The sequence below is a fragment of the Methanobrevibacter millerae genome (assembly GCF_900103415.1).
GTDB lineage: Archaea > Methanobacteriota > Methanobacteria > Methanobacteriales > Methanobacteriaceae > Methanocatella > Methanocatella millerae.
In genome coordinates this window covers 38699-59951 of record NZ_FMXB01000019.1, presented here as the reverse complement: position 1 = coordinate 59951, position 21253 = coordinate 38699, and the positions used below count along the sequence as shown (strand labels likewise).

The window sequence follows — 21253 nt, the reverse complement described above, 5'->3', positions numbered from 1 at the left end:
CCACCAGTAGCATTAGCCTCAAATACATAATCTGAAATCTTAGGAATATTAACATCAGTAACATTATTAGTGCCAGTGTAATTACCGTCACCTGAGTATATTACTTCAACCGTGTGATTTCCAGGCATGATGTCTGTAACATTAATAACCGCAATGCCTTCTGTCACGTTGGTTATGTTGTATACTTTACCGTCAATGACAACGGTCACGTTACCTGTTGCATTTGAAGGCAGTTCAACGTATACCGTAGCGTTTGTTCCGTTTTGAGTGATTGTAACGTTCATTACAGTTGATGAATCAATCTTATTCAATACTTCGAATTTCGTGCTGTTAGGTGAAATGTCATACTTCCTATCGTCAGAATAACTGACCGTTACAGTGTAATTGCCAGATTTAAGATTGGATAATGCAAGAGGAGCTTTTCCGTTGCTGACTTTTACATAGTATGTCTTGTCATTGACATTTACAATGACTGATCCGTCAATAGGTAGTGACAATTCAATTTCAAGTTCCACGTCTTGGCCTACGACTATTTCGCCTTTGTTGAGTACCGTGACGTTGATGCTTCCAGGAATCTTACTGACCACCAAGTCCTTAACGGCTGAGCTGTTTTGAGTGTAGTTTTCGTTTCCTTCAAATGTAGCCTTAATGGCGTAAGTTCCGTTCATCAAGTCTTTTAATGTGTATGTTGCATTGCCATCTTTAACGATAATGCTGTAGGTATCGTCTCCAACGGTCAATATCACAGATCCGTTGATTTTTTGAGGCATGCTGATATTTACAATTACGTCATCACCGACAAATACAGGTGTGTTGAAATCGATGCCAATTTCGGATTGCGCACGTGATACGACAAATGAAGTGAAGTTTGAATTGCCCAGATAATGGCTGTCTCCTTCATATATTGCAGCAACGTAGTGAAGACCTCCTGATAAATTGTTTAATGATAACGTAGCTATTCCACTTGCGTTTGCCTTAACTGAGTATTCGTCTCCATCAACGACAATCGTTACGTTTTCTTTTATGTCTTTAGGAACTTCAACGGTTATTATTGTGTTTTCACCGAAGGTATGGTTTTCCACAGTTAAGATAACGTCGTAGCCGACGTGTGCGTTGACATTGAAGAATGTGGAGTTTTTATCCTTGCTCACATATTTGCTGTCATTCTTATATGTTACGTTAACTTCATAGCGGCCGACATCAAGACCCTCAACAATGACATTTGCGATGCCGTTAACTATAGTGTTTGGATATTCCGTATTGTTTACTTTAACGACAAGTTCACCATCTGCATCGGAAGGTAAAACAATAAGTATTGTTGCGTTGTTACCTACCTCAATGTCACCGGTAATGACTTTAATTTCATAGTCTGAAACCTTATTGACATATAATGTAGTGACGTTTGAGCTTGGCAGGTACATGTCGTCACCTGCAAAGCTTGCGTTTACCATGTAGGTGGCGTTGTCCAATCCGGAAACGATGTATTTGGCAGCACCATTTTTAACGGCCACACTATAGGTTTTACCGCTGAGATTCAATGTTACGATTGCATTGATTGAAGGGTCCATTGTTATTTCAAATACGGCATTGTCTCCAACGACAATAGGGCTGTCTACAGTTACATTAATGTATGTAGGAAGCTTTTTGACATTGATAACTTTCGCATCGGTTGAATCGGCATAATACATATCGTTTTCGGCAAACGTAGCTACAACAGTCAAGGTATCATTATTGACTGGAGTGTATGTGTAGCTTGTTTTATTGCCGTTGTTAAGTTGAACTGTGTAGCTGACGTTATTGATGTTGAATATGACAGTTCCGTTAACCGTTTCGTTAAGTTCAGCTGTGAATTTGACCGGAGAGCCGACATAAATGACTCCTGAAACGTCGTTTAATGTAATCGTTATGTTGTTTTTAACTACGTTAAAGACTTTTGAACTGGTTGCAGAACCGTACTGAGTGTCATTAGCCAGATTGGCAACGATAGTGTAAGTTCCTTCAGTCAGATTGCCCGGAATAACAGTTTCATTATTAATGACCTTATAAGCTTTGCCGTTGATTGTTACGGTAATAGGGCCTGTTGAATTAATAGCTTCGTACTTGATTGTGAATGTTTCACCGACTTTATAAAGCTCTCCAACTTCAATTTCAATGGCTGAAGAAGCTTCAAATATGTTGAAGGTTGCAGCTGCAGAAGATCCGTAATAGGAATCATTTCCTTCAATGGTGGCAACAACATTATATTCTCCAGTTTTATTGGCCTTGAAGGTAATTTGGTCTTTTACCATAGTATAATCAGCATTATTGATTTTAACAGTAGGAGTACCATTTACATAACTTAAAGTAATCGTTACGGTATCACCGATGATATAAACATTTCCGACAGTAATATTTACGCTTGAAGGGGCTTTGGAAACATTATACTTGGCATTAGTTGAGTTGTCTGCATATTTGCTTCCGCCAGTGTAATATGCGGTAATTTCCTTTTCGCCTGCGGTTGTTTCCTTATTTAAAACGATAACTGCTTTACCATTTTCGACATTTGCTGATTTGCCGTTAATTGTAACGATACCGTCAGCATCGCCAGGTAAAATGACAGTGACTGTGGAATTTCCTCCGACAACCGTATCAGAAGCGACAACAGTGAAGTCGAAACTGGTCGTCTTATTTACATAAATATTATGATTATTGTTTTCACTTTCTGCGTATTTTTCATCACCGAGATATTTCACAGCGATTGAATATGTATCATTTTCTAAATCGGATACGTAAACTATTGCTTTTGAATCGACAAGACCTACACTTTGGGTTATGTGATTAACGGTTACGTTAACAGTGCCTGTAGCGCCATCAGTGACATTGATTATGATTTTTGCCGTTTCGCCGATTTCAATCCTTACGTCGCTTAAGGTAATTTCTGATGCGACTTTAGCGACATCAACTGTTTTTGGACCGGTTGAATTAGCATTATACTTAACATTTTCAACGAATGTGGCAAATACCCTTAAAGTATCGTTGTTAACTGGAGTGTATGTATAAGTGGTCTTGTTAGCGTTATTAACTTGAACTGTGTAGTTTGCTCCATTAATGGTAAATACTACAGTTCCGTTTACAGTTTCGTTCAGTTCAGCCGTTAAATCAATTGGAGTTCCGACATAAATGTTTCCGGAAACATCTTTTAATGTAATCGTTATGTTGTTTTTAACTACATTGAAGACTTTTGAACTGGTTGCAGGACCATACTGAGTGTCATTAGCCAGATTGGCAACGATAATGTAAGTTCCTTCAGTCAGATTGCCCGGAATAATAGTTTCATTATTAATGACCTTATAAGCTTTGCCGTTGATTGTTACGGTAATAGGGCCTGTTGAATTAATGGCTTCGTACTTGATTGTGAATGTTTCACCAACTCTATAAAGCTCTCCAACTTCAATTTTAATGGCTGAGGAAGCTTCAAATATGTTGAAGGTTGCCGTAGCGCGGGATCCATAATAATCACGGCTTTCTTCAATAGTTGCAACGACATTATAAATACCTGTTTTATTTGCAGTGAAAGTAACATTGGTGTTTACAAGAGTATAATTATTACCGTTTATTGTTACGTTTGCAGTGCCGTTAACCGGATTAACTTCGATTACAACGGTATCGCCGATAATATAGATATTGCCGACAGTGATATTGACGCTTGAAGAAGCTTTGCTGACATTATAGTTTGCAGGAGCATTAGTAATATTATCGTATTTGCTGTCGTTGGTGTAATTTACATATACCGTTTTTTCACCGGCAGTAGTTTCCTTATCTAAAACGATTACGCCTTTACCGCCCTGAACTTTCACGGATTTATCGCCGATTGTTACATTACCGTCAGCATCAGTCGGCAAGAATACAGTGACCGTAGAGCTGCCACCAACAATAGTATCTGAAGCGATAACGGCATAAACATAATTGGATGCCTTTTTGACGTTAACGTTATTGGTAAGATTATCACTTGGCTCATACTTGTCGTCACCGAGATATTTGACCGTGATAGGATATGATTGATTGCTATCCAAGCCCGTGACGTAAACTGTAGCGTTTGAATCAACAAGACCAACGCTTTGGGTTTCGCCATTGACAGTCACATTAACGACACCTGTAGCGCCTTCAGTAACGCTGATTACGAACTTAGCGGTTTCTCCAACCTCAATAGTCACGTTGCTTAAAGTTACAGATGAAGGAAGTCTCTGAACATCTAACCGCAATGGATTTGATGAATTAGCATTATACTTTTCATTTCCGACAAATACTGCAACGATATCTAAGGTTGCGTTGTTAACCGGAGTGTATGAATAAGTGGTCTTATTGGCGTTATTTACCTCTGAAGTGTAGTTAACTCCATTAATGGTAAATACTACAGTGCCGTTTACAGTTTCATTCAACTCAGCAGTTAAAACAATAGGAGTGCCGACATAATTAACGTTTAAGCCTCCGCTTAAAGTAATATTTATATCGTTTTTGGTAACGTTGAATACTTTAAAGTTTGTGGAAGACTCGTAATTGGTGTCTTCTGCCAGATTAGCGATTATCGTGTAAGTGCCTTCTGCCAAACCGTCAGGAAGAGTTGTAGTATTGTCGGCCTTATTGACTTGCTGAGCTTTTCCGTTAATGCTTGCAGTTATTGTACCGGTTGCATTAGTAGGCCTAAATGTGATTACGATTTCCTCTCCAACCCTGTAAACTTCTTTAACTTCAATTTCAATGGCTGAAGTGTTTTTATAAACCCTGAATTTAGCGGTTGCAGTCATGTTGTCGTTATACTCATCATCAGTAAAGAACTTAACATTTGCAACTTTATCACCTGCAGATAAACCTTCCAAATTAACGTATGCAATACCATTCCTTACCGTTTCATTAAAGACTTTATTGTCAACAGTAATGTTTACAGTACCGTTAGCATGATTATTCACATGGACTTCGGCTATTGCTGCAGCAGGATAGGTTGCATCACTAATGTTAACGCTCATGCCTGAAGCGGCTCTTGAAACCGTGAATTTGACCTTTAAGGTATTGTTGTTGTAGTTATTGTCACCGTAGAAAGTCACGTTTGCAGTGTAGTTTCCTGCAGGCAATTTGCCCATTACAATCAATCCTTTAATGTCGCCGTCATAGCTTACGCCCTTAGCAGCAGTAATGTTGACTTTTCCTGCAAAGTCGCTAGGAGATACATCACTTATAATGAAGCTGATGTTTTCAAGGGAAGTTACGTTTTGACCTGTTACGTTTGCAGTCATGTTCGCCTTGGTAACATTGAATTTAGTTGAATTATTCTCTGATAAATATGAAGAATCTCCGCTGTAGTATACGTTTACAGTGTACTCATTTACATTTAATCCTATTATATTGAATTTTGCTTCTCTATTGTTAAGCGTATCCATATAGTACTTGCCGTTTACCTCTATCTTTACAGATCCTGTCTGGTTTTCGCCGACACGAACAAGGATTTCAACAACTTTACCGTAAACCGTGTTGTTTACTGTCACGTTTACAGTTGCCAGAAGCTTGTCTATGGTATAATTGGCTTTTGCTTTGGCAATAGTATAGTTTTGATCACCGTTATACGTGGCCGTGACGCTGTTGTTTCCGATTACCAGCTTATCATTTAAAACTGCACGATCTCCGGTAAGGTCAACTGTGTATTCTGCACCATTAACATTGAATGTTACACTGCCCGTTGGAGTTACACCACCCCCTGATTTACTAAGCGTTGCAATCACATCATTGGTAGTATTGGATAATGTAATTGTAGGGGTTGCCTGATTAATTGAAGGATAGAATTTGGATGTTTTAGCTGAATAATTTGCATCGCCAAGATAAGTTACAGTACCATTATGTCTTCCGGCAGAAAGATTGTTCAATATTAAAGTAGCGTTGCCGTCATCTCCGATAGGAACAATGTATGTAACATTATCAATAATTATCGTTACATTATCACGTGCCAGAGGGTAAGGGGCTGTAGTCACATTGATTGTGGAATTTTTACCATATGGTGCATAATAACCATATATACCCATTTTCCAATCTTCAGTAGGATGTACCATGAATTTAGTATTGTTTATGCTTTTAACCGCATATGATGAATCACCGTTGTAGGTTACATTTACAATATGCTCTCCGCCGGCTAATCCGCTGATATTTCCCAGAACGGCCGTACCGTTGGATATTATAACAGTTTCAACAATGTTGTCATCGACTTTAATCGTTACATTTCCAGTGGCATCGGTCTTTAACAATACCCTTACTGTAGCGTTCTGTCCGAAATTGATATCATCGACTTTAACGTCCATTTCAAAGTTTTTGGTTGCGTTAACCGTGAACGTGAAATTGGTTGAGTTTCCATTGAAGTGAATATCTCCCTTGTAATAGGCAGTGATATTTTCATATTTGCCTGTAGGTAAACCGTCAATATTAAACATTGCAGTTCCATTTAAAATTGGAGCCACATATTCACGGCCATTAATTTCAATCATAATGTGTCCTGTAGTGGTATTGTTGTTTAAAGTTACGTTGATAATTTCATCTTCACCATAGCTTATGTTGGTTGGAATTACTTTCAGAGTAGAATTAAGGTAGTATACTTCAAATGCAGTCTGATTCAGAGCATATTTATAATACTCGTTTCCCAGATAAACAACGGACATTGAATAATTGCCCGGATTCAATATGGTAGGCAATACCACGTCTATTTTACCATCTGTAATGTTTTCCCTTACATTTCTTCCATTCATGGAGAAGAGCACAGTACCGTTTGCGTTAGTAGTAACGTTTGCGATTGCCCTTTGACCATAAGTAATGTTGTTAATGATTATTTTAATCCATGTTTCACGTAATTTTATAGTAAATTGGGTTATATTATAAGCCGCTAAATGGACTTCATCACCTGCATATGATGCCGTTACAGTATATGTTCCTTCAGGCAAATGACCCAATTCCTTAGTTGCATTAGCAAGAATCCAAGTTGTGAAACCATCAATTAGCTTTTCATAACATTGAATTTCCAGAGGTATTTCCTTATCTCCTATTTTGAATTTTATAATTTGCTTATCGATAGTAAAGTTACTTCTTGCTTTAGGCGTCAGCGAAATTGTGACATCAAAATTCTCTTGAGTTACATCACCGACATCTATTTTCAAGGTCACAGGCATTTTTACATTCAGCGTACCGTTATAAACCCGATTCTTATGCAATCCATTATCAAATGCGGTGAGATGGAATGCACCTTGGAAATATGCAGGAGATGTAAATGTATTGTTATATAATATATAGGAGTTATCTTTATCCTGGTAAACATCATTAGACGTGTTCAAGGTTCTTACTGAAATGATTGAATTGTTGTTATCATCAGTAATGTTAGCCCAAAATGTGAAAATTTCCATCCAGGTAGTATTCCAAGTTTCATTATTTAAAAGTTTAGTGGTTGTATTAGTCCAGATATCACCATCATTATAAATATAACTGTCAAATATGTTTTTCTCAAGCCATAAATTACCCGCATTCCATACTGAATAAATACCTGAATTATCAGTATTATTATTTGTAGTTAAAGTCACATTAGCGCCTTTATTGATCCATATCGCATTGGAACCGGATAATGATGAATTTGTCAATGTTGAGTTTCCTGATTGGAAATAAATTCCTGCACCGATACCATCCTTGGAAGAAAATTCATTCAATGTCAAATTGTTCATTGTAGCGTTACCGTTAACGTAAATTATTCCACCATAGCCCCATGCGGATTTGACGTTGTCAAAGTCGGAATCGCTGATATTTGCATTTGAATTGTCTATGTAAATGGCACCCCCATTGAAAATGGAAGCTCCATTGTTAAATTTAGTTAATTTAATGGTCGTATTAACTGAATCAGATACGGAAATTATACCGTTTCCAGCAGTTTCATTATCAAATGTGGAATTATAGACAAATGTATCGTTACAATTAACCAAACATAATGCAGAACCGTATGCATGAGCTTCGTTTTTAAGGAAGGTTGAATTGCTAACTGTAAGATTTGAAGAGTCCTTCCAGTAGATTGCACCACCGTCACCGCTTGATTTTCCATATATGTCATAAGCACCAGCAGATACGCTGTATTTGAATGTAGTGTTGGTAATTGTAGCGTTATCTGCATTGATTCCCATAATTGCGGCACCGTGATTAAAGGTAAATGAAGATATGAAAACATCATTTGTAATGTTTGCGTTGTCACCGTGTATTTCAAGTGCTCCACCATCATTCAGTGAACGGCATAACGTAAATGTGCTGTTAAGGATTGTAACGTTTTCGGAATTGGCTCCAACGTACATTGAACCACCGTTTGTGGAGATACTGTTTGTAAACGTGGAATTGTATACATAACCGTTTGATGCAACCCAATCCACGTCTCCGCCACGGCCGGTAAGTACATTATTTCCTTCAAACGTTGAATTTAGGATTTTACAGTCATCACTGCCATCTCCAACGTAAATTGCTCCACCGCTTTTGCCTGCAGAGTTGTTGATGAAAGTGTAGTGGTCGATTTTGATTCCTTTTGCTTCAAGCCATCCTAAAGCCGCACCTGCAATTCCGGCGCTGTTTGCAATGAATGAATTGTTATATCCGAATCCTCCGGTTGAATTGGCTTCCCTACATAATGCAGCTCCGTAAGCGGCAGCATAATTGTTTTTAAACAAGGTATTTGTTAAATTACCCCCGGTTGCATTCCAGTCAATAGCTCCACCGTTAACTGTAGCACGGTTATTGTCGAATATTGCATGATCAATATTACTGTCACGTGAATTTCCATTCAGATATACTCCACCACCATACCTGGCAAAGTTTTCAGTGAAATTGGAATATATGATATGACCTGCTGAAGCAACCCAGTCAATAGCTCCACCATTACCGTTACTTGCATTGTTTCCAACGAACTTGGAGTAGTAAACATAATTGGTAATACCTTCACCACCAACAAATAAAGCACCACCATTTGATGCTCTATTGTAGTAGAAATCAGTGTAATTTAAAGTAACTGATGATCCTTCAACATTCAAAGCTCCACCGGCGCTGGTTGCGACATTATAAGAGAATGATGAATTGGTAACCCGAGTATTACCTGAACTACTTTCTACATTTATTGCACCTCCTTCAAATGCTCTGTTATTGGAGAAAGTTGAATTTACAACAGTAGCATTTGATGCATGACAATCAATAGCTCCACCATGACCAATAGTATCGTTGAGTGCTCTGTTACCGTCAAAAGTGGAATTGATTATAGTACAGTTATGACTGGTTGGAGATACATATATGGCTCCGCCACCTCTGCCCGCAGTGTTGTTGTAGAAGAAATAGGTATCTATTTTAATGCCGACAGATCCCATCCATCCGAGAGCTGCGCCTGCAATTCCTGCATGGTTTGCGATGAACGTATTGTTTTTACCACTACCTCCTGTAGCGTTTACTTCCCTACATAAAGCTGCACCGAATTCTTCAGCGATATTGTTTTTAAATGTCGTATTGTATAGTGTCATACGGGAAGCGTTACAGTCAATAGCTCCACCGTTTTTGTATGCGTAGTTGCCGTCAAATGTAATGTTGACAAGATGGCTGTCTGCGGAGTTTATTCCAAGAGCTATTCCTCCACCGTAGATTGCAGAGTTTTTTGTGAAATTTGAATCAGTAATGTTACCTGATGATGCAAGCCAGTTGATAGCTCCACCGTATCCTTCAGTAGCATTGTTTCCTTCAAAGACGGATAATGATACTGTGTTGGTAATACCTTTACCACCGAGGTATAAAGCTCCACCCTCTTTTGCGACGTTGTCATAGAATTTTGATTCGTTTACGTTAACTGCTGATGCTCTTAATCCTATAGCTCCACCGTATTCGAATGCAGTGTTTCTTCTGAATTCTGAACCTGTGATATTTGTATTACCTGCCCCACTGGTTACATATATTGCTCCTCCTTCATGAGCATTGTTGTCAGTGAAGCGGGAGTTTATAACGGTTGAATTTGCAGCAAGACATACTATAGCTCCACCGAACCCGCCGTCACCATGCTCGTCTCGAATGGTTGCATTGTTTCCTGCGAAAATGGAGTTTTTGACAGTACAGTTGTGACTGTTTTCACCTATGAATATGGCTCCGCCGTGAATGCCAGCAGTGTTGTTGTAGAAGTAATATTCGTCAATTGTAATTCCGACTGAATCAATCCAACCTAAAGCTGCACCACCGATTCCTGCATGGTTTGAGATGAAAGTGTTGTTTTTACCTCCACCTCCGGTTGCATTGGCTTCCCTACATAATGCAGCACCGAAATCACCTGCGTAATTTGATATGAAGGTGTTGTTGTATAATTTACCACCGGTAGCGTTCCAGTCTATAGCACCACCGTTGAAGGTTGCGTTATTGAATTTGAATATTACATTAACTATTTGGCTGTTTGAAGAGTTACCTCCGATATATATTCCACCACCATAACTAGCGGAGTTGTTTGTAAAGTTGGTGTTGAAGATTTGTCCTGCTGAAGCGTTCCAGTTAATAGCTCCACCTTTACCGTCGGTTGCTACATTGCTGGTGAAAGATGAACCGTTAATATAATTTTGTTCACCGACACTTCTAACGAATATTGCTCCACCGCTTAAAGCAGTGTTTTCGCTAAAGTAAGAGTCATTGATTGAAACGGATGAACCTGCCAAATCGATAGCACCACCGATTTGTAAAGCGGTGTTATTTGTAAATCCGGAACCTGTAATGTTGATGTTTTGGGATTGATCTCCGACATATATTGCGCCTCCGGTAGGAGCCCTGTTGTTAATGAATGTTGAATTGATAACATTACCTCTGGTTGCGTACCATTCGATTGCTCCACCGTGACCTTCAGCGTTTGGATTATTGATATAATTGCCTTCAAAGTAACTGTTGTTTATAAGACAGTCACCACTTCCCGGACCGACGTATATCGCTCCGCCATTTAAGCCTGCTGTGTTGTCAATGAATGTATATCCGTCAATTTTAATGCTTGATGCGTTAATCCAACCTAAAGCTGCACCACCGATACCTGCATTATTTCCTTTAAATGTGTTGTTAACACCAAAACCTTCAGTAGAATTTATTTCCCTACATAAAGCCGCACCGTATTCACCTGCAGTATTGGCCTCGAAGTAAGAATTGGTAAGGTTCATTTTTGATGAATTACAGTCAATTGCTCCACCGTTAATGGTAGCATTGTTATTATAGAATTCGCAGCCCCTGATTTTACAATTGTCCGCAGTTGAATTGTAGTAGATTCCTCCACCGTATTCAGCAAAGTTATTTATGAAGTCACAATTCAGTGCAGTACCGTTTTTACCTGCCCAGAAGAGGGCTCCGCCTCGATTAACATCATCACTGAAATTACCTGTTGCATTACCGTCCATGAAAGTGATTCCAACCAGAGTTACATTGGCTGCAGTAATATTGAATATTCTGCTGTTACCGTAAGTTGCGTTGTGTTTGGCGCTGATAATGTTACCTCCACCGTAAATGGTGAAATTCTTGAGATTTTTCAAGTCAGTTATGTTCATACAGCTGTCGTCTAAAGGTTTTTTCGTAGTCTGATTATACCTGTCATCAGTGAAATAATAGCTTCTCTGCAGAGTAATGTTGTTTAATCCCTGGTTTATAGCGGCTTCAATTAATCCCTGAAGGATATGGAAGTCACCTTTACGGGTATCTACAGTAATTGTAACAGTTACTGAGCGATTGGTTTTATTTAAATAATTATCATCTTTAAAGAAAACGGTGATATTATAAGTAGTCACATTTAAATCATAAAAGTTTACATTATATGTTTGGTCATGAGAATTGAAATAACTTGCATAATTTTGCCTATTAATTTCTACAGAACCAACAAGTATATCATCTCCATGAGTATCTTTGTAGGTTAAATTTACAACAATGAAAAGGGATCTCCTATCAATGTCTTTAGGATTTCTGATACTTACAATTGCAACATTTTCTTCAGCAAAAGCCGTGACATTTAATATATAATCTTCATTTTCCTTAAAGTATGAATTAAAAATAACGTTCGGATAAGATCCTGTAGGAGTGTTCATTGAGACAGTTGTTCTACCAGGGTCTTCAGGCTGACCTCTGTCGTCGAAATTATTATAGTCACGATATATTGTCTCAAAACCTGTTGTACTTAACATGACATAGTAAACTGCACCACCGTTGTGGGATGCAAGGTTTTTAATAAATGTACAATTGTCAATGAAAAGCGCAATTCCTGAATTGCCTGAGTTATATACTCCACCACCATTATATGCGTATGAATTGGTAAATGTGGAATCACTGACAGTGCTGTACATAACTTTTTCTACGTAAATTGCACCACCGGAGCTTGTTGCGTTATTTCCATCAAATGAACATTTTGTAATGTTTTGATAGTCACTTGCAACTGCAATTGCACCACCCAAATCGGCAGTATTGTTGGTGAAGTTACAATTTAAGATTTTACCTGAGTAATATCCTGAATAGATTGCTCCTCCTTCTACGTTAGCATGATTTTTATCAAATGAAGATAAGCTGATGATAATAGGATTTTTTCTGTCAACGTTCAAATCGGCATTTACGGTATATATTCCACCACCGTAATCAGCGGAATTGGATGTCATATTAATATAAGTCATTTTAAGTCCATATCCTGTAGCGTAAATACCACCACCGTAATAATCTGACGTGGAATTTGAAATGTTGGCGTTTTCCAATATACCACTATTTCCCAGCCAGTAGATAGCTCCACCGTATGAATTCTTTAAACCCGGAAGCAAATCATTATTGACTGCACTACATTCGTCTGCTGTCAAGTTAGTTATTTGAACGCCGATACCTGCAACAAAAATACCTCCTCCCCTATTAGCGGAATCAGAGGTTAAATTAATATTGGTAATAACAGTTTTACTGTTGATATACATTCCACCACCATCATATTCAGCAGTAGAATCATTTATTGTAACTGAAACAAGATTATTGTTTTGTGATGAAGCATGAACGTATATTCCACCACCATTGAGTGTAGCATGACATGAATTGATAGTGACGTTTTCGAAAATTTTAACAGCACCAGTTAATAAAGCAATACCTCCACCCTGATATGCACTGGAATCATTACATGTAATATTTATCAAAATTGCATTATTTTTATTGATACATATAGCCCCACCATATGCATTTTTGGATAAAGCGGTACCGTTTACAATAGTTAAATTAATTAATTTTGGATTTTCACCAGACCAGAAAATAGCTCCACCATTAGTTTTAAGTGAAGTACAGTTATAAAACTTTGAGTTCAATACGGAAACATCTTTGTCTGAAATGAAAAGTGAACCACCTTGGTGATTACCCCAAGTGCTTCTACCGTTTGCCGTTGAGTTGGAAAAAGTACAATTATTAATTGTAGTACCTGTAGCCTGACCTTCCTTCATTGCAATATCTCCACCGTAACTTGCAGTATTTCCGCTGAAAGTGTTGTTGAATATTAAACTGTTTTTCATCTGAAGCGCAATGGCTCCACCACAGGTTACGGCAGTGTTATTTATAAATTTTGAATTTTTAACAGTGAAGTTATTCCCTTGATAGGTACCTTTAGCACCACAATAGAGTGCACCTCCGTCACCAGCTGAAATATGGTTGTTTATAAAGGTACAATTGTCTATGACACTGTTATCTGTCTTATACCAATCAATAGCTCCACCGTGGTGAGTAGCTGTGTTATTAATAAATAGAGTGTCTTTAATTAATGATCCGGATGTTGTTATTGATGTGGCACCTTCATCCCAGAAAATAGCACCACCTTGCAAATTATTACCAATAGCTCTTGAATTGGCAAATACTGACCCTATAATTTCATTTCCGGCATAACCTCCTCTCCAGAGTATAGAACCTCCTTTATTAGCATAGTTTGAATCGAAATATGTGTAGTGTACTTTTGCATTTAAACCTTCAACATACATGGCTCCTCCAGTAGATACTGCATGGTTTTTCGTAAGGTTTGATCCGTAAATTGTGGAATTTGTTCCTACCATGTATATTGCCCCTGCCTGGGACGCCGCATAGTTATCTGTGAAATTGGAATATGAAATGTTTGTATTGGCACCTTTTATGTATACGGCACCACCGACAGAAGTAACCTCATTGTGTTCAAAGTGAGAGCGGGTAATGTTTGTATTGGCACCTTCAATATAAATAGCACCACCCTCGGAACCACTGGCTACTGCAGCATTGCTTATGAATCCTGAAGATTCCACCGTTGTATTATCACCCTTAATATATATGGCACCACCCAATTTTTGAGATGTGCCCTTAAGGAATGTTGAATCTACAATATCAGCATTATGTCCTGCAACATACAATGCACCGCCGGCATTAGCATTTAAACCAAAGGAATAAGTGATTTTGAAATTAGTTTTGTTAATTGTAGCATTATCACCTGAAATGAAAATAGCACCACCAGCACCGGAAATCTCATTTATATTAGCTTTTGTAGCATTACTTAAACTGATATTTGTGTTTGAAATAGTTGCATTGGCCCCTTTGATATATATGGAACCACCATTAATTGCATAACTTTTTTCAAAAGATGAATTTGCAATTGTAGCGTTATGCCCCTGGATATAAACAATTCCACCTTCTCTACCGTTACCCATTTCAAAAGTACAGTTAATAATATTTGAATTGTTACCTAAAACGTAAATCGCTCCACCACCAGTTACATAATTCTTGCCCTGATGTTCATTATTGTGTGAAACATTACACCTTTCAAATATGGAATCAGTAATGTTTACATTATTACCCGTAATAAATATAGCCCCACCGGTAATTTTAGCATATGTTTTAGAGAATTTGGATTTGGTAACAGTAACATTATCACCTGTAAGACAGATTGAACCGCCGTTTGAATTACTACCTGGCAAACTTACACCCTTGTTGTCATCACATGTTATATTATCTATAATACCGTTAGTACCGTTCCAGAAAACAGCACCTCCGTCGTCTCCTGCAACATTATTGTAAAAGTAAAGGTCTTTTAGGGTACCGTTAGTACCGTTCCAGCAAATAGCACCACCGTCTTCATGAGCAAAGTTATTTACAAATGTCGTGTTTTGAACTACCCCGTTTACAGCACCTACATTCCAATTGATTGCACCTCCAATATTTCCTGCGTAATTATCGGAAAAAGAAGAATCCTTGATTGATATATTTTCATTTCTTTGAAGGTATATTCCACCACCTAACTGAGAAGCATTGTTTTTAGTGAAATTACAATTTTCAATAGTACCTATAGAACCTGTCCAGATAATAGCACCACCGTTACCACCAGAGGTAGTATAATTAGTAACATTTCTATAATCCTTAGAAACGTTTCCTACAGCTTTGTTGTCATAAAAAGTAACATTTATTACAGTACCGTTAGTACCGTGCCAGTATACTGCACCACCTGATCTCCATGCAGTGTTATTCGTAAACGTTGAATTTATTAACCTACCGTTATGTGCGCCATTTTGCCAGTCAACACCACCACCGTTAAGACCTGCAACATTATTCTCAAATATACAATTTGCAAATGTAGTATTATTACAATCCTGTGAGGATTCATTATGCAAGAAGACCGCTCCACCTCGATATTGAGCAAAGTTGTCAGCAAATGTACAGTTATCTACAAGACCTTCACTACCAATCCATAGTACAGCTCCACCATCACCACCACCGACGTCATCGGTGAACTTACCTGTTGCCCTATTATCTGTAAATGTGGATTTTTTGACAGTACCGTTTGTACCTGACCAGTATATTGCACCACCTGATCTATTAGCTATATTATTAATAAAAGTACAGTTATCAACAAGACCATCAAATGCACCTTTATGCCAGTCAATAGCACCACCATTACTACCTGCATTATTATCTTTAAAGTAACAATCATGGAATGAGATGTTACGTCCTCCATCGTCATTTTGATATGGTTCTATATAGACTGCTCCACCACGACCACTAGGTACACCAACAGTCTTGTTACATATAGCTTCATTATCTATAAACCTACAGTTGGTTACAGTACCATTTACACCAGACCAGAATACTGCACCACCATCACCATTATTATTATAACGTCCTTTCTTTAAACCATTAGCAGTGTTATTAGTAAAGTTAGAATCTTTAATTTCACCATGATGGCCTCTCCAGTATACAGCACCACCATTAGCATCAGCAGTATTATTTTCAAAGGTACAGTTAGTTACTTCACCATCAATTGCACCTTCGTGCCAATCAATAGCACCACCGTTAGTACCTGCATGGTTATTAATAAACTTGGAATTTTTGAATGTCGTATTATTACAGTCCTGCGTACTATCATTAGTTAAGAATACTGCACCACCACGAACATTAGCATTATTTTCAGTAAATGTACAATTATCTACAAGACCATGACTACCTATCCATATTATAGCTCCACCGTCACCGCCATTAGGGTAATCTCCCATAGCCCTGTTATTAGTAAATTCGGAATTCGTTATGGTTCCATGGTCGGCATCCCAGAATATTGCACCCCCACTGTGGCCGGCAACGTTATCAATAAATTTGGAATCACTTATCATACAGTTATCGCCAGTAATCAAGAGAGCACCACCATCATTACCCCCCGTAACGGCTCCCCTAATGAATACGACATTATTCAGAGTAACCGAAGAAGTGATATTAAAAATCCTGGCCATTCCATTACCGTCAATAGCATACCCATTACCGTTAATAGTCAAAGGCCGGTTAATTTTAATACCATCATCAAAGGAATCTCTACTGACATAAGTATAATTTTGACCCAAATCAATTACAGTATTAGTATTACCATTAATTAATTCATTAAGTTCCGTAAATGATCCGCCTCCAACTCCCAGAGTTTCATTTTCATCCAGAATTGAATTCGACAGCAAATCATTTGCGTTTTCGACAACTTCAATATTGGAAGTTGAAGACACATTAGTATTTGTGCTGTTTGACCCTATATCAGCAGCTGCGGCTGATTGAAGTGACAAAATAAAGCACAACAATAAACATAATATTATAATCTCCTTTTTCTTCATAATTACGCCTTTCCATACTTTTTTTGAAATATATTTTTTACATTTTCATCGAAAGTTTAAGGTATTATATATATTGCAATTTTATTATATATATAATTTAATATCAAAAAATTAACAGTAAAAAATGAATTAATTTTAAAAATAACATGAAAAATTGAATACAAATCATATTATAAAAATTCGAAAAACAATGCTTTTTAAAGCTATAGGAAAATCAGCATGAAAGAGTGAACAGTTAATCCAAAAAAAATATCATCAAAAAAGAAATTACCATCAAAAAAAAGAAGTGAAAATTACTATTCCCAAGAGTTTACTTTTAATTAAAAATTAAATAAAGGAATTTCAAAAAAAATAGGAATGAAACCCCATAATATAAAAATTATGCAGGATAAATGCCATCATTTTCATATTTAATTTCTAACCAGGTTTTAAGCATCTTATCCGATAGAACATATTCTTTGTTGAATGTATGTTCTATTATTCCTTTATTTAAAAGTGAATCAACATATTTTGTTATTGTTGATTTTGAATAGTTCAATTCACGGGCAAGTAAAGACCAATTGACATGTTCATTTTCAACCATGAAAATTATCATTTCTTTTTCAATAGAAGTTAAACTTCCCCAAACATACAACCACATAATTACAATTTGGTCAACATTTAAAAGAAGTGTTTCCTTAATTATTTCTTCATCACATTCTATATTAGAAGGTAAAATTGAAGCTAAACTATTAATATATGCTGGAATACCTCTAGTACAGGAATAAAACCTTTCAAATCCACCATCAGTGAATTTTAAACTAGATAATCTTTCATTCAAGTATCGTTTAGTTTGATCTTTTGTAAATGGATCTATATTGAATTGTAACATTCTACCTCCAAAAGCACCATTTTGACCATTAATCATATTGATTATTTCACCTGTTTGCGATACTGAACCCGTAAATATATAGCTTACATTGAATTGTTCTTGAGAGTAACTTCTTATTAACCAGAAAAATGCATCAGGTTTTTTCAATGATTTTAATAATTGAAATTCATCAATTACAATTATAAATCCTTTGATATCTGGTGAAGAATCAACAATTAATTGAGGAAGTTCCATTGTGAATTTACTTAATTTTAAATAATTATCCTTAATTTCAGGTAATTCTATATGAGTCAACTTAATATTGCTTAAATCATAATTTTTCAGTTTTAATTGATTAATGAAATTAGTAATGTGACTTTTAATATTATCATATAATTTTTCATCTTTATTAATGGTCTCATTGATTTTATCTAAAATTTCTTTAATAACTTTTTCTTCTGTTAATTCTCCTTTTTGAGCACCATAAATCTTTGATAAATCAATGTAAGCAGTTAAATATTTATCAGGCTGATCATTTAAAATTTTTTTAAGTAAAAAAGTTTTACCAACGCCCCTATAACCAGTTATTAAAAATTGATTCGCAACATCCATATCCAACAAGGACAAATTTGCATTTATCTGGCTAATTTCTTTTTTTCTATTAAAAAAATATTTATTTATATCTTTAGGTATGACTACTGGAAGAGAATTCATTTAAAACACCATTTTTATATATAATAATATATTTAACATTAATATAATATAAGTTTTTTTATAATGGACAAATATACTTTTAACGAACCTGTCCAAAACTCACAAACAAAAACTCCAGTTCGCCAAAAACGAACCAAACTAAAACTCACAAACAAAAACTCCAGTTCGCCAAAAACGAACCAAACTAAAATTCACAAAAAATGTTAAAAAAATAGTAAAATAAAGCCCATAATGTAGTTATGAGCCAATATTATAATAATTCTTTTCTTAAATCAATAGTATCCTTTAAATCAGGACCGGTTGAAATGATAGTGACAGGAACGCCAGTTTGTGACTGAATATCTTCAATGAACGCCTTGGTTTCAGCAGATAAATCATTGATGTCCTGTGTTCTTGCACAGTCAGGATATAATTTATCAACGCAGGTCAATGCTATTTGTGTAGCCCCGTTGATTCTGCAGGATTCCTTAGCCAAATCCATGTCAAAGTAACCGATTCTTCTTCTACGTCCGGTTACAACACCATATTCTTCCAGGCCTTTGCTTTCAGCTTCTTCCTGTGTCATTTCAGTAGGGAAAGGTCCTTCCCCGACACGGGAAATGTAGGATTTGAATACGTTGATTACCTCATCCACTTTGGTCGGTCCGACACCCACATCAGCGGCGAATGTTGATGCGGTCGTATCCTTACTGGTTACATATGGATATGAGCCGTAATAAAGGGATAGCGCGAATCCCTGGGATCCTTCAATGAAGACATCTTCGCCTTCGTCAATGGCTTCATTTATTGATACTGAAACGTCACCAATGTATTCTTCAAGTTCAGGGACATCTTTTGCAAGCCCGATGGTTCTTAAAACCCTGTCTGAGTTTGCAGGTCCGCAGCCTGAACCGGTACTTCCGATTTTTTTAGACAGATATTCGGAAGCCTGATCTCTTTTCATATGCTCTTCGGTAATTATTGCACATCTAGGATCTATCGTCATCCTTTCCTTTACGTTATATTTTGCTAAATCATCAAATTCTTTATAAAGTACATCAGGATTAACTAAAACTCCAGCCCCGATCATGAGTTTAGCACCCGTATGTACAAATCCGGATGGGGTTAATCTTAAACCGTATTTTTCACCATTGAACTCTACAGAATGTCCTGCATTAGGACCTACGCCTGCACGAGCTATAATGGATGGTTTGTCATTGTCACAGAGGTAAGTGATACATTTTCCCTTACCTTCATCTCCCCATGCTCCACCGACTAAAATACTACAAGTCATTTAATAACTCCTAAATAATTAATATGTGAAAATGAAAATAAAATTCCATAACAATAATATTTTGTTTTTAATAATTAAAAAAGTTTTTCTAAGATTACCAAAAAAAAGACGGCTATCTGTTGAAAGGATGGTTTTCACACATAGGGTCCTTTATGATATTCCTTTTCTGATGATACTTCAGATAGTACATCATCCAATCGTTGGACAAATCCCTTAAAAGCTTGTCATTAAGCCTTTCATAAGGAGTAAAGAAATCAATCTGATTTCCACCCACTACAATAGCTATGTCGTTGAATTCAAGCAGACAGAAGAAATCTGAGCGGATATTGTGAACATCATATTCCTTATCCATGGAATAATCCTTTTGACGGGAATAATTGTGAAAGAAGGTATTCAAATATTCAAAATCAATAAATTTGATTTTGCGAAGCTCCAAAAGCATGTCTTCTCTAAGATAATGATTTTTATAGTCAAAATGAGACAGAAATTCAATATCCCAGATGTTATCATAAAAGACCGTAATGAAGGGGTTTTTGCCGAATCTCATGGTTAAGGACAAATCCCTGTCGCTTTTCGGAACACCCAGCTCCACATCAATGAAATCCAGATAGATAGAATCTTCAGAAATCTCAATGAATGACAGCTTGGTATAATTGCTGCAAACGTCTTCTATTAATCTTAATGAATCACTTTTCATCTATAACACCTACAAACAAATCATAAGCTCCTTCAATTTCATATTCTTTATTCTCATCATACTTCTTATCCCATTGGAAATTTACGATTTTTATCGGATCGTTTACACTTTCATTCCAGTTCAAATCGAAACCTGCACCGGACAAAGACCCATAAACCGTTTTACCGATTTTTAAAGACTTGCTTTCATCCCTTTGAAAGTCCCCGAAGGTTATTCTCAAGACCTCGCTTTCAATGGCATCCTCCACATCCTCAAAGGTGTAAAAGCAAAAGCCCTCCACAGCATATTTATTATTAAATAAATGAACATATAATTCGAATATGTCCTCAACGCCTTCTTCGAAATCATAACCGCAGTTATGAACACCGATGATTGATTTTAAAGCCAAACCTTTAAAGCATTCCTCTAAAAGAGAAAAGTTATGGTTGTTGAAATCGTTTGAAGATATATCGTACCCGGAAAAGTCAATTTCCTCTTCGATAAACTGGTCTTCAAGGATTTCCAGAATCTCATCGGATGAGAAAAATCCGGATTTAGCCAATAAATCAATCAAATCATTTACTTCATTAACCAAATCCTGATTCATG

5 protein-coding genes are annotated in these 21253 nt (G+C 36.8%); all 5 read right to left on the bottom strand.

Features of this window, described 5'->3' with window-relative positions; translation table 11 throughout:
- On the bottom strand, positions 1–17084 hold a 17084-nt coding region (locus tag F3G70_RS09940; RefSeq protein ID WP_188118152.1), incomplete at its 3' end, for an Ig-like domain repeat protein.
- Between the two features lie 427 nt (positions 17085–17511).
- Positions 17512–18696 (bottom strand): AAA family ATPase, encoded by a 1185-nt coding sequence (locus F3G70_RS09935; RefSeq protein ID WP_149732550.1) that lies wholly within the window; start codon positions 18694–18696, stop codon positions 17512–17514.
- Positions 18697–18946: 250 nt separating this feature from the next.
- The gene (locus F3G70_RS09930; RefSeq protein ID WP_149732549.1) at positions 18947–19969 is read right to left on the bottom strand and encodes an adenylosuccinate synthetase; all 1023 of its coding nucleotides are present in this window, start codon (positions 19967–19969) and stop codon (positions 18947–18949) included.
- Between the two features lie 112 nt (positions 19970–20081).
- Positions 20082–20666, bottom strand: coding sequence for a hypothetical protein (locus F3G70_RS09925; RefSeq protein ID WP_149732548.1), 585 nt, complete (start codon positions 20664–20666; stop codon positions 20082–20084).
- Entirely contained in the window at positions 20656–21252 is a 597-nt protein-coding gene (locus tag F3G70_RS09920; RefSeq protein ID WP_149732547.1) for a DUF6891 domain-containing protein, read from the bottom strand. The genes F3G70_RS09925 and F3G70_RS09920 overlap by 11 nt, the downstream gene beginning before the upstream one ends.
- Between the last annotated feature and the right edge of the window lies 1 nt (position 21253).